This is a genomic window from Streptomyces lydicus (assembly GCF_004125265.1).
GTDB lineage: Bacteria > Actinomycetota > Actinomycetes > Streptomycetales > Streptomycetaceae > Streptomyces > Streptomyces lydicus_C.
This window is the reverse complement of record NZ_RDTE01000003.1, coordinates 8,145,927-8,158,470: the sequence shown is the minus strand read 5'-3', so window position 1 is coordinate 8,158,470 and position 12,544 is coordinate 8,145,927. Positions and strand designations below refer to the sequence as shown.

Sequence of the window (12,544 nt, the reverse complement as noted above, 5' to 3'; positions counted from 1 at the left end):
GGCCTCTCGCACCCCAGCCCTCCGTCGTCACCGGAGATCCAGATCCAGTACCGCCCCCGGACGTTGCCCAGGAGCACCGTCAGTCGGTGGTCGTGCACCAGGATGGGTGCCCTCTGTCGCGCCACCCCACCGCAGCAAGGCGGCTGCCAGGCGCCACGCCCGGCAGGTGCTCGCTGGCCGGGGAGCCGGGGAGGGGAGATCCTCGACGCCGTACTGGCGGCCTCAGAGCTGGTCACTAGCGCGGCAAATTCTCCCCGGTGAGGTCCGGATCGCGCCCTCCCCTTTGGAACCGGAAGCCTGAAATCCCATTCCCCTAAGGGGCGGAAATGTACGAAATCGCCCAGATCTCACTTCGGGCGGTTTTCACCTCTCTGCGAATAGTAGGTATGAGGGTCATGAAATTCACCGCACCCAATGGTTCTGCTCCTAGGGTGGCGATGTATCTGCGTTGCTACCCCCGCGACATATGGCAGCTGACCATCCATCAGGATGCCCTGGCCGACTATGCAAGAGAACTGGGAGTGCCTGAGCCGATCGTGTTCATGGACAACGGTTTCAGTTCCCGGGTGCCGCTCCCCGCTCTGGGAAGCCTCGTCAGCAGTGTGGAGTCCGGTGTCTACGACGTGGTGCTTGTGGTCGGCCTGTTCGCGTTCTCCCTCGACGGTGGCAGCGCCTGCGAGGTGGTCCAGCGCCTGCAGGGTGCTGGCTGCAAGGTGGTGGAGATACCGCCCCCCCACTCGCCGCAGCCAGCTGATACCCGTGCTGCCTCAATCACACCCTGAGCGGAGAGAATGGGTTGGCCGGACGCCCCCAAGGACTGCGCAACGCGATTCCATCATCTCCTTGCGCCATGGAAGCCCGGCGGATCTGCGCCTCCCATAGCAAAGGCCAGGATGTCGTGGCGTCCCCCAGCATGCCCTTCCGCGGAACACCTTCCAGGTCTGTGTCGCGCAGGTCGACTCCCGTGAAGTCACTACGCGCCGCCTCGACATCAGCTCGGGTCGGCGGGTGGGACCGATACCGCATGGCCGAGCTGGCCTTGGCCGCCATTGACTTCGTGACACTGCGCACGGACATATCCTCGGCCGTGCGACAGGAAGCTGTCGTGGAACACATGGCCGAGTTCGCCGCACTGCAACTGCTGGAGCGGACAGGGGAGGAGCATCGAGCGGTCGCCCGATGGGTGACCGAGCGGCTGATCAACACCGAAGACCGCTATCGCGCCTTCCACCACGACGTCGGGCATGTGACCGGCGACGGATTCGAGACGCGCACAGCGTCCTTCCAGATCCTCAAGGAAGTCCCCGATCATGTGGGGCAGGCCGCGCTTATCGCCACAGACGCGGCGATCACCGTGCTGGTAAATGCGATCGACGTCGCCTCAGAACAGATCGCCGCCGAAGCTAAACTGGAGGCTCTGCTCAAGCGTTCACGGATCAGCGAGGCGTGACAGACCGCCCAGAACGCACAGATCCACAGCATCCGGTACGCCAAAGACATCCACGGGCGCATCGAATCGATGAAGCGCAATGTGCGGGCAGTGGACTGGGGCACAGAAGTCAAAGACACCGTCGATGAGGCTCTGGAGCACGTACGCAGCCGGTCCGAGGCCGAGACGATGCAAAAAGAGCGGGTCACCCAGCTGCTGGAAGCCACCGACGATGACCGCAAGCGCAGACAGCTGCAAGACCTCACAGAACTCATCCACGCGTGCTGGAAACGTCATGCGGTACTGATCAAGATGCTGATGGAAGTTGGTCCGGAATTCCGGCGGCAACAAGACCGTCAGTTATTCGTAGCTCCGGCGATTCACACCCGCGTACACCTGCATGAGCAGCTCCTTCAACCGGTGCTTGAGCTCTCCCTCGACGCGCGCCTGGGTCCCTTGGAGGCGTTCACTCCCGCGGCCATGGGGCCTGTGCGCCCTCGTGTGATGTACCTGCCTGACTACCTGGAGGGGCTCGCCCAGGTCGCCGACGAGGCCGGCGGGGAGCTGGTGGCGGTCCAGGACGAGTACGACTGGTCGCAGATCGATGCCCCTTCCGCCTTCGGCGACGAGCAGCACCACGTGGTGGACGCCCTGCTGGCAGCCGTCACGGACCAGGGCGTGCGGCTCTCGGCTCTGCTGGAGGCCACACGCCAGCCCGGCCCGGGAACAGGCCCACACCGTCCGGCGACGGCCGCCCGGCGAAGCGCCCCGAGCTGCTGCCGTACAAGGGCTGACCTCCCGCTCCCGGGCCGGGACGCCCGGTGCCACATCCGGCCTCCTGGCCCGGGGAATGCCCGGAAGCACGCTTGGAGGAACGTACAGCCGGGACCGGGCCGCCGGCCTGCGGAAACCGCCAGTAGACTCTCCTCACGTGACTGCTGTGTCTGCGAAGCCTCGCATCCCCAATGTCCTGGCCGGCCGCTACGCCTCCGCGGAGCTGGCCGTGCTGTGGTCCCCCGAGTACAAGGTCAAGCTGGAGCGGAAGCTGTGGCTCGCCGTGCTGCGCGCGCAGCAGGACCTGGGGGTGGAGGTCCCCGAGCAGGCGCTCGCCGACTACGAGCGGGTCCTGGAGACCGTCGACCTGGCCTCCATCGCCGAGCGCGAGAAGGTCACCCGGCACGACGTCAAGGCCCGCATCGAGGAGTTCAACGCCCTCGCCGGCCATGAGCAGGTCCACAAGGGCATGACCTCCCGCGACCTGACGGAGAACGTCGAGCAGCTGCAGGTGCGGCTGTCCCTGGAGCTGATGCGGGACCGTACGGTCGCCGTGCTGGCGCGCCTGGGCTCGCTGGCCGGCCAGCACGCCGAACTGGTGCTGGCGGGCCGCTCGCACAACGTCGCCGCGCAGACCACAACGCTGGGCAAGCGCTTCGCGACCGCGGCCGACGAGCTGCTGGTGGCGTACGGCCGGCTGGAGGACCTGCTCTCCCGCTACCCGCTGCGCGGTATCAAGGGCCCGGTCGGCACCGCTCAGGACATGCTCGACCTGCTCGGCGGTGACGCCGCCAAGCTCGCCGAGCTGGAGCAGCGGATCGCCGGGCACCTCGGCTTCGGCCAGGCCTTCACCTCCGTCGGCCAGGTCTACCCGCGCTCGCTCGACTACGACGTGGTGACCTCGCTGGTGCAGCTGGCCGCCGCCCCGTCCTCGCTGGCCAAGACCATCCGGCTGATGGCCGGGCACGAGCTGGTCACGGAGGGCTTCAAGCCCGGCCAGGTCGGCTCCTCGGCGATGCCGCACAAGATGAACACCCGCTCCTGCGAGCGTGTCAACGGCCTGATGGTGATCCTGCGCGGCTACGCCTCGATGACCGGTGAGCTCTCCGGTGACCAGTGGAACGAGGGCGATGTGTCCTGCTCGGTGGTGCGCCGGGTCGCGCTGCCGGATTCGTTCTTCGCGCTGGACGGCCTGCTGGAAACGTTCCTGACCGTGCTCGACGAGTTCGGCGCCTTCCCCGCCGTCATCGCCCGCGAGCTGGACCGCTACCTGCCCTTCCTCGCCACCACCAAGGTGCTGATGGGTGCCGTACGCGCCGGTGTGGGCCGCGAGGAGGCGCACGAGGCGATCAAGGAGAACGCGGTCGCCTCAGCGCTGGCCATGCGCGAGCAGGGCGCGGAGCGCAACGAGCTGCTGGACAAGCTGGCCGCGGATGCCCGGATCCCGCTGGACAAGGCGCAGTTGGACGCCCTGATGGCGGACAAGCTCTCCTTCACCGGTGCGGCGGCCGACCAGGTGGCGTCCGTCGTCGCCCGGATCGAGGAGATCGCCAAGCAGCACCCGGAGGCCGCGGCCTACACGCCCGGCTCGATCCTCTGATCCGAGGGCCCGTGCGTTTCACCCCCGAAGAGCTGGAAGCCGCTCGCGACCGCCTCGTCCCCGACGTGGCCGCGAGCGGCCTTCGCGTGCTCTTCTGCGGGATCAATCCCGGGCTGATGACGGCGGCCACCGGCCACCACTTCGCCCGGCCCGGCAACCGGTTCTGGCCGGCCCTGCACGCCGCCGGTTTCACCCCGCGCCGGTTCCGGCCCGCCGAGCAGGAGGAATTGCTCGCCCACGGCCTCGGTATCACCAATGTCGTGGCCCGGGCGACGGCCAGGGCGGACGAGCTGAGTGCGCAGGAATACCGCGAGGGCGGCCGGCTGCTGGCGGAGAAGGTGGCCCGGCTGCGCCCGCGCTGGCTCGCCGTCGCCGGTGTCACCGCCTATCGCGTCGCCTTCGACGACAAGCACGCGAAGATCGGCCCGCAGGAGCGCACCCTCGGCGACACCCGTATCTGGGCGCTGCCCAACCCGAGCGGGCTCAACGCCCATTGGACGCCGGCGACGCTGGCCGAGGAGTACGGCAGGCTGCGCGCCGCGGCGTTCGCGGCGGACGACGGCGCATAAGGTCGTCCATCGTTCGGCCGTCGGCCACTTTGAAGGCATGTACATGCCTACCCGACGGCTCTACTCTGACGCCGCCCGCGCAGCCCCCACTCCCTTACGGAGACTCCTGTGCCTGCCCTGCCCGCGTCCCCCTCCGCCGCAGCGTCCCCCTCCTCCCACCGCATCCGCCGCTCCCGCCGCCGCAAAGTCACCGCACTCGCGGGGGCGTTCGCCCTCGCCGGCACCGGACTCGGCGTCTGGGCGGGCAACGGCTTCGGCGCCGAACCGGCCATGGCCGGCCTGCCGACCCCCGACCATGTGGTCGTGGTGGTCTTCGAGAACCACGCCTACGGCCAAGTGATGGGCAGCTCCAGCGCCCCCTACATCAACTCCCTGGCCTCCGGCGGCGCCAGTCTCACCGCCTCCTACGCCGAGACCCACCCCAGCCAGCCCAATTACTACGCGCTCTTCTCCGGTGACACCCAGGGCGTCACCGACGACAGCTGCGTCGACCCGGGCTTCAGCGACGCCCCCAACCTCGCCTCCGAGGTGACGGCAGCCGGCAAGTCCTGGGCGAGCTACAACGAATCGCTGCCGTCCGAGGGCTCCACCACCTGCAAGAGCGGCAGGTACGCGCAGAAGCACAACCCGTGGTTCGGCTTCGGCAATGTCTCCACCGGCTCGGCGCACACCTTCGACGCCTTTCCCACCGACTTCTCGAAGCTGCCGACCGTGTCCTTCGTCGTACCGAACCTGTGCAGCGATATGCACGACTGCTCGGTCTCCAGCGGCGACACCTGGCTGAAGGACCACCTCAAGAGCTACGCGGACTGGGCGAAGACCCACAACAGCCTGCTGCTGCTCACCTTCGACGAGGACAACCGGCTCAGCGGAAACCGCATCCCGACCGTGCTCTACGGACAGCCGGTGAAGGCGGGCGCCACCTCCGCCACCACCTACAACCACTACGACGTCCTGCGCACCCTCGAGGACATGTACGGCACCTCACACGCGGGCAACGCCGCCGGCGCCAAGGACATCAGCGGCATATGGGCCGGCTGACGTGTACCTCGCGGACCGCCGCTCCGCCCCCTCGGCCTCCGCGCCGCCGGATGGCCGGCGCGCCACGACGGACCACCGTCCGCGTCGGCGCGCCGGATCCGCCCTCTCCCCGACCGTGCTCGTGCTGGGCACCGTCAGCCTCATCACGGACATCTCCTCGGAGATGGTCACCGCCGTGCTCCCCCTCTACCTCGTCGCCGAACTCGGACTGTCCCCTTGGGGGTTCGGGGTGCTGGACGGGGTCTACAACGGGGTGAGCGCGCTGGTCCGGCTGGTGGGGGGCCGGCTGTCGGACCGGGGCGGGGGCGGCGGCCACAAGACGGTGGCCGCGGTGGGGTACGGGCTCTCCGCGCTGTGCAAGCCGCTGTTGCTGATGGTGCACTCGCTGCCGTTGATCGGGGCGGTGCTGGCGGTGGACCGTACCGGCAAGGGGCTGCGGACCGCGCCGCGGGACGCGATGATCTCCCTGGCCGCCGAACCGGCCGTCCGCGGGCGGGCGTTCGGGGTGCACCGGGCCATGGACACGGCGGGGGCTCTGTGCGGACCGCTGGTGGCGTTCGTGCTGCTGCGGGTGGCGGCGGAAGGCTACGACGCGGTCTTCACGGTCAGCTTCTGTGTGGCCGTACTGGGCGTGGTCGTCCTTTTGCTGTTCGTCCCGCGCCGCCTCCCGGATGCCGCACAGGCCGCCGCCGAACGGGCTCCGGCGGGGCCCCGGACACCGGTGCGCGCCCTGCTGGGACGGCCGGAGGTGCGCCGGCTGACCGGGTGTGCGGTGCTGCTGGGGCTGACCACCGTCAGCGACTCCTTCCTGTATCTGACCCTGCAGCGGCGGCTGGACCTGCCGACGGGCTGGTTCCCGCTGCTTCCGCTGGGCACGGCCGCGGCGTTTTTGCTGCTGGCGGTGCCGTTGGGGGCCGTCGCCGACCGGATCGGCCGCCGGCGGCTGTTCCTTGCCGGACATCTGGCGCTGCTGGGTGCCTACGGGCTGCTGCTGGTCCCGTCGGCCGGCGGGGCGGCCCTGGTCTGTGCCGTGCTGGTGCTGCACGGTTCGTTCTATGCGGCGACCGACGGAGTGCTGGCGGCGGCGACCGCCGATGCGGTGCCCGAGGACGCCCGCGGCAGCGGTCTGGCCGTGGTGCAGACCGGCCAGACCGCCGCCCGGTTCGTCTGCTCCCTCGCCTTCGGTGCCGCCTGGACGGCCTGGGGTGACCGCACCGCCGTCCTGACCGCCGCCATCGGCCTGGCGCTCGCCTCGGCCGTCAGCGCCTTCCTGCTGCGCCGTGCCGTCCCGGCTCCGGCCTCCAACTCCCCCGCAAAGGAGGCACGGTGAGCCGCATTCCCTGGAGCCGCGCTCCCCTGAGCCGTAGCGCACGCCTGTCCCTCCTGCTCGTCACCGTGCTCGTGCTCGGCGGGGTCGCCGTCGGCGCGACGCTGCACGCCGCGGGGCGCGACGCCCGCAAGGAGCACACCCGGGCGGGTGGTCCCGCGGTGGCCTCCGGTGCCGTACGCCTGGACGACCCGCACCGCAGCCTCTTCCGCACCATGGCCTGGGGCCCGCACCGCGACGAGATCACCGCCGTCCCGGCCGGCCGGCTCACCGGCCCGCGCACCGCATCCGGCGTCCGGTGCCTGCGCTTCCACGCGGCCGCCGGCACCGGCCTCTGCCTCCAGGCGGTCCACGGCACGCTCCGCGACACCTACCGGGCCGTGATCCTCGACCGGCGCCTGCACCCGCTGCGCCACTACGACCTGGCCGGCACCCCCACCCGAGCCCGGGTCTCCCCCAGCGGCCGTACCGTCGCCTGGACGGTCTTCGTCAGCGGGGACTCCTACGCGGGGACCGCCTTCTCCACCCGCACCTCGGTCGTCGACACCCGCGGCCGGCATCTGGACGCCAGCCTGGAGTCCTATGCCCTGACCGTCGACGGACGGCCGGTGCACGCGGCCGATGTGAACGTCTGGGGCGTCACCTTCGCCGACGACACCCGCTTCTACGCCACCGCCGCCACGGCCGGAAAGACCTACCTCGTCCGCGGCGACCGCACCACCCGGACCCTCCGGGCGCTGCACCCCAACGTCGAATGCCCCTCGCTCTCCCCCGACGGCACCCGGCTCGCGTACAAGAAGCGCGTCAAGGGCGCCGACCCCGATGCTCCGTGGCGTCTGTACGTCCTCGATCTGCGCACCTTGCGCGAGAGGGCGACCGGCGAACACCGCAACGTCGACGACCAGGCCGTCTGGCGCGACGACCACACGCTCGTCTACTCCCTGCCGGGCGACTTCGGCTCGGATCTGTGGACGGTCCCTGCCGACGGCACCGGCGCCCCGCACCGGCTCGTCACCGCGGCGCTCGCCCCCGTCTTCCCCCGCTGACACCACGGCACCACGGCACCACGGCACCACGGCACCACGGCACCACGGCACGGTATCCGCGTCCGCAACTGCGTCACCTCGCCTCCCTCACCGCCGCCACCAGTTGGAAGGGCAGTTCCCGGCCACCCTGCCCCACGCCCACCCCGATCCACCGGTCCTGCACCCGCCAGCCGTGCATCCGCGGGACATATCCGCACAGCGTGTCCAGCGGCGGCGGGACGGACAGGCCCCTCGCCGACCGTTCCAAGTGGGCGGCGAGATCGACCGTTTCGGGCTCGCCCCACCGTAACGACATTGCCTGCACCAGCGCCGTCAGCTCGGCCTCGAACTCCTCCGCGGCCTCGGCCACCTCGGCGAGGTCGGCGTCCCAGAAATCCTGACTGACCCGCAGACCGGCTATGTGAAACCCCGGCCCGCTCTCGGCCATGGCGGACCGGGCCCGGACGGCGGGGAAATCCCGGAGCCGCAACCGGTCGATGGCGGCCAGATACGCGTCGGTGGTCATGCCGTCAGTAAACCGCCCGGGTCTGACAATTGACTCCGCCGAGCCGTGCGGCCGCACCCGGGCGCCCCGGCGGGAACGCTGCTGCCATGGTCACCTCGCCGCCGTAAGACCGTTGATCATGCGGTCGAGAAGGCGGTCGAAAACGGCTTGCGGGGCCGGGGCGTCGCCCGTCTCCCCGAGTGCCCCGGCGAGGTGGGGAAGACTGCCCGCGGCGGCAGCGGACTTGAGGTAGCGGGCCTGGGCGTCGAGGAGTTCGCCGGAGGTGCGGCCGGCCGCCTCGACCGCCCGTTCCTGAGCGAGTTCGTACAGGACGTGGCTGGCCACGAAGCCGGTGAGCAGGCTGAAGGTCTCCAGCCTCGCCCGGGCATCGAGGCCGGCGGGGGCGAGGACGGCGAGGGTGTACTCCCATACGGCGAGGGTGTTCGGGCCGAGCGTCTGCTGCGCGGGCAGGGCACCCGGCAGCCAGGGGTGGCGGTGCATGATCGCGCGCTGCTCGTGGGCGATCCGCCGGAGGTCGGCGCGCCAGTCGCCGGAGGGCTCGGGCGGCAGCCGGTGGTCACCGCTCACCTGGTCGATCATGAGCTCCAGCAGCGTCTCCTTGTTGGGGACATAGCTGTAGAGCGACATCGTTCCCGCGCCGATCCGGCCCGCGACCGCGCGCATGGTGACCGCGGCGAGCCCTTCGGCATCGGCGAGGGCAACGGCCTCGGCGGTGATCGCGGCGCGGTCGTGCGCCGGCGGCCTGCCCCGTCGCGGGCGTTCGGCCCGCGACCAGAGCAGCTCGGGATCCACACCGGCGCGACGCTCCGACGAGCCTCCTGTACGGGCCACGGCAACCTCTCCTCAGTCCTGGCGCCATCCCATCACACGCTATTCTCGTACAACGTACTGGAAATATGGCGGAGACCGCTCCAGGAATCGAGGCACCATGACGACGGCCACGCACCACGCGTCCGCGAAGCAGCCACCCCGGCACGTCCGCGCCGTGCGGCGCACCTTCCGGGACCTGCCGCCCAAGCTGCACGACATCGCCTACGAGCCCGGCCTCGTGGTCCCCGCGGCCGACGGCAGTGCACTGCTGACCGACCACTACTTCCCCCTGGCCGAGGGCGACTTCCCCACGCTCCTGGTCCGCTCGCCGTACGGCCGGGGCCTCCCCTGGGCGCCGATGTACGGCATGCTCTTCGCCGAACAGGGCTTCCACGTCGTCCTGCAGAGCTGCCGCGGCACCGGAGGGTCCGGCGGCACCTTCGACCTGTGGCATCACGAGGCCGCCGACGGCCGGGCCACCGTCGCCTGGCTGCGCCGGCAGTCCTGGTTCACCGGCGCGCTGGGCACGATCGGCGCCAGCTACCTGGGCTACGTCCAGTGGGCGCTCGCCGCGGACCCGCCGCCGGAACTGCGCGCGATGGTGATCCAGATAGGCCTGCACGACCTGCACGGCTACTTCCACCCCGGCGGCGCCCTCGCGCTGGAGCGCACGCTCGCCACCGCCATGGGCATGGTGCATCAGCACCGGGGCATGCCGAGGTTTCTGCGGGCCGCGCTGCGGCTGCAGCGCCACTTCCGCACGATCACCCGCACCCTTCCGCTCGGCACGGCGTATGTGTCCGGCCTCGGCGGAAGGGTGCCGTTCCTGGAGGAGGCGATGGCCCACCCCGAGCCCAAGGACGCGCACTGGCACGGGGCGGACCTGGGGTCCGTGGCCGAAGGTCTGCGGGTGCCGACCAGCCTGATCACCGGCTGGCACGACATCGCCCTCGACCAGACCCTCCAGCAGTACGGCAGACTGCGGCGGGCCGGCTGCGACAGCAGGCTGCTCGTCGGCCCTTGGACGCACAACTCCGCGATGCAGCAGGGCTGGCCCGAGGTCTTCGCGGAAAGCCTCGGCTGGCTGCGGGCCCACCTGTGCGGCGACCCGAGCGGCCTGCGGACGACGAGGGCGCGGGTGCACATGGCCGGCCGACAGACCTGGCAGGACCTTCCCGAGTGGCCCCCGGAGACAACGGCCCACCACTGGTACCTCGGCGACGACGGCACCCTTCGCCCCCGGATGCCCGAGCTCGCCCCGGCGCCGGTCACCTTCCGCTACGACCCGGCCGATCCGACGCCCTCGGTCGGCGGCCCTCTGCTGTCCGGCAAGGCCGGATATCAGGACAACACCGCGCTGGAGGCCAGGGACGACGTCCTGACCTTCACCACCGCGCCGCTCACCGAGCCGGTGCACCTCCTCGGGCCGGTCGGCGTGGAACTACGGGTCACCACGGACACCGGTCACGCCGATGTCTTCGCCCGGCTCTGCGACGTCGACGGCCGGGGCCGCTCGACCAACGTCTGCGACGGGCTGCGACGCCTGCACCCCAGCCCCAACCCCAGCCCCACCACGGACACCACCGGAGCCACCCCGGCCGCCGTCACGGTGCCGATGAGTTCCACGGCGTACTCCTTCGCCGCCGGACACCGGATCCGCCTGCAGGTCAGCGGCGGCGCCCACCCACGCTTCGCCCGCAACACCGGCACCGGCGAGCCTCCGGCGACGGCCACCCGGCTGATACCGGCCGAGGTCTCGCTCCACCATCCGTCCCGGCTCGTCCTTCCCGTGGCGGGCGCGGAGTTCACCGACGCCAGCGGTGCCGAGGGTTCAAGGGGTTCCAAGGGTTCCAGAGGTTCCAAGGACATGAACGGCATCACCCCTGCACGCTGACGGACCACCGGCGCCTTCGCCTCCTGCCCCTCCCCCTTCGTTGCCACCCTGACGGCGAAGGCACCGCCCCTACGGCGATCCTCACGGGCGCGGCGCCGGGCCGGGATCCTGCGCCCCCCGGCCTCTCCCGTGGGGCTCGCCGCCCCTCCCGTGACCGGCTACGATCCGCCCCACACGCGAGGTGAGGGAGACGGACGTTGGGGCGGCTCACCGGCGGGGACCCCTCCCTGCTGCGACGGATCAACTCCGCCGTGGTGCTGCATGCACTGCGCGCCGCGGACTCCCCCACGCTCACCCACCTCGTCCAGGTGACGGGCCTGTCCCGGCCGACGGTCGAGGGCGTGGTCGAAGGGCTCATCGAGACCGGCCTGGTGGTCGAGGCGGCCGCCGAGGAAGGCGGGACCCGCCGTCAGGGGCGGCCGGCCCGCCGGTTCCGGTTCCGTACGGAGGCCGGGCATCTGCTGGGCATCGAGATCGGCCCGCACCGCGTCGCGGCCCTGCTGTCCGATCTGGGCGGCCGGGTGCTGGACACCGCGCGACGCCCCGTGGCGGAGAGCGCACCGGCCGACGAGCGGCTGGAGCGGGTCCGCGCCGTGGTGGCGGAGCTGCTGCGCCGCACGGACGTGCCCCGGTCTTCGCTGCGGGCCGTCGGTGTGGCGGGCCCCGGCATCGTGGAGGCGGACGGCACCGTACGGCTGAGCACGGCGCTGCCCGGCTGGACGGGTCTGCCGCTCGGTGAGCGGCTGCGGCGGTCGTTCCGCTGCCCGGTGCTGGTCGAGAACGACGCGAACGCCGCCGCGGTGGCCGAACACTGGCAGGGTGCCGCCATCGGCTCCGATGACATCGTTTTCGTGCTGGCCGGACTCAGCCCGGGAGCCGGGTCGCTGATCGGCGGGCGCCTGCACCGCGGATTCGGCGGGGCGGCCGGGGAGATCGGTGCCCTGCACCTGCTCGGCCGCGAGGCGACACCGGAGAGGCTGCTGTCGACGACCGGTGAGCCGCTGCACCCCCTGGACGAGGCACAGGTCGCGGCGGTCTTCGCGGCGGCGCGGGAGGGGGACGCACAGGCCCGCGAGGCGGTCGGCCGTTTCCTGCGGCGGCTGGTGCACGATGTCGCGGCCCTGGTACTGGCGCTCGACCCGGAGCTGGTGGTGATCGGCGGCTGGGCGGCGGGGCTGGACGGCGTACTGGAGCCGCTGCGCGCGGAGTTGGGGCGGTACTGCCTGCGCCCGCCGCAGGTCGCCCTGTCCCGGCTGGGCGAGGCGGCGGTCGCCACCGGGGCGCTGCGGCTCGCGCTCGATCATGTGGAGGGCGAACTCTTCGCGGTGGAGGACACGGTGACGGAACGTCACATGTGCCGCGACGCGGTGCCGGGTCACCACTGACCGGCCCTGACGGCCGTCGGCCACCACTGACGACCACCGGCCACCGCGGCCTGTACGGCACAGCGCCGGGGCCCGCGGCACGGCGAGCAACCGCCCGGCCCGCGGCTGCACGGGCACGGGCACACGCTCTCGTCTTCCCCGTCGTTGTCGTGCCCTGCGACCGT

General features: G+C 71.3%; 13 protein-coding genes. 9 read left to right on the top strand and 4 right to left on the bottom strand.

The genetic code is table 11. From position 1 onward, the window contains the following. Positions 1-395: 395 nt before the first annotated feature. A complete protein-coding gene (locus D9V36_RS38510) occupies positions 396-782 on the top strand; it encodes a hypothetical protein (RefSeq protein WP_129297845.1) in 387 nt (128 codons plus the stop codon). A gap of 242 nt (positions 783-1,024) precedes the next feature. Next, positions 1,025-1,450, top strand: coding sequence for a hypothetical protein (locus D9V36_RS38505; protein WP_129297844.1), 426 nt, complete (start codon positions 1,025-1,027; stop codon positions 1,448-1,450). On the opposite strand, the gene D9V36_RS38500 is transcribed toward D9V36_RS38505, so the two are convergent. Then, a complete protein-coding gene (locus D9V36_RS38500) occupies positions 1,430-1,780 on the bottom strand; it encodes a hypothetical protein (protein ID WP_129297843.1) in 351 nt (116 codons plus the stop codon). The two genes, D9V36_RS38505 and D9V36_RS38500, sit on opposite strands and share 21 nt — an antisense overlap. Before the next feature lie 9 nt (positions 1,781-1,789). Beyond that, positions 1,790-2,257, bottom strand: a complete 468-nt coding sequence (locus tag D9V36_RS38495; RefSeq protein ID WP_129297842.1) for a hypothetical protein — start codon at positions 2,255-2,257, stop codon at positions 1,790-1,792. Positions 2,258-2,369: 112 nt separating this feature from the next. On the opposite strand from D9V36_RS38495, the gene purB reads away from it, so the two are divergent. The 5 genes from purB (at position 2,370) to D9V36_RS38470 (ending at position 7,786) form a co-directional block, all read left to right on the top strand. Then, entirely contained in the window at positions 2,370-3,803 is a 1,434-nt protein-coding gene (purB, locus tag D9V36_RS38490; protein ID WP_129298988.1) for an adenylosuccinate lyase, read from the top strand. 11 nt (positions 3,804-3,814) lie between these two features. Further along, entirely contained in the window at positions 3,815-4,372 is a 558-nt protein-coding gene (mug, locus tag D9V36_RS38485) for a G/U mismatch-specific DNA glycosylase (RefSeq protein ID WP_129297841.1), read from the top strand. A 162-nt stretch (positions 4,373-4,534) separates the two neighbouring features. After that, positions 4,535-5,413, top strand: coding sequence for an alkaline phosphatase family protein (locus D9V36_RS38480; protein ID WP_129298987.1), 879 nt, complete (start codon positions 4,535-4,537; stop codon positions 5,411-5,413). Between the two features lies 1 nt (position 5,414). Beyond that, positions 5,415-6,743, top strand: a complete 1,329-nt coding sequence (locus D9V36_RS38475; protein WP_129297840.1) for an MFS transporter — start codon at positions 5,415-5,417, stop codon at positions 6,741-6,743. Positions 6,744-6,769: 26 nt separating this feature from the next. Next, positions 6,770-7,786 carry a TolB family protein gene (locus tag D9V36_RS38470; RefSeq protein ID WP_129298986.1) on the top strand — a complete coding sequence of 339 codons (1,017 nt, stop codon included), beginning with the start codon at positions 6,770-6,772 and terminating at the stop codon, positions 7,784-7,786. 73 nt (positions 7,787-7,859) lie between these two features. Here D9V36_RS38470 and D9V36_RS38465 read toward each other — a convergent pair whose 3' ends face one another. Next, positions 7,860-8,291 (bottom strand): hypothetical protein, encoded by a 432-nt coding sequence (locus tag D9V36_RS38465; protein ID WP_129297839.1) that lies wholly within the window; start codon positions 8,289-8,291, stop codon positions 7,860-7,862. A 90-nt stretch (positions 8,292-8,381) separates the two neighbouring features. Beyond that, positions 8,382-9,122, bottom strand: coding sequence for a TetR/AcrR family transcriptional regulator (locus D9V36_RS38460; protein ID WP_431357734.1), 741 nt, complete (start codon positions 9,120-9,122; stop codon positions 8,382-8,384). A gap of 97 nt (positions 9,123-9,219) precedes the next feature. Between D9V36_RS38460 and D9V36_RS38455 the strand changes: the two genes are divergently transcribed. Then, entirely contained in the window at positions 9,220-10,995 is a 1,776-nt protein-coding gene (locus D9V36_RS38455; RefSeq protein WP_129297838.1) for a CocE/NonD family hydrolase, read from the top strand. A gap of 197 nt (positions 10,996-11,192) precedes the next feature. Continuing rightward, positions 11,193-12,380: an ROK family transcriptional regulator gene (locus D9V36_RS38450; RefSeq protein ID WP_129297837.1), complete on the top strand. Its 1,188-nt coding sequence runs from the start codon at positions 11,193-11,195 to the stop codon at positions 12,378-12,380. Positions 12,381-12,544 lie beyond the last annotated feature (164 nt).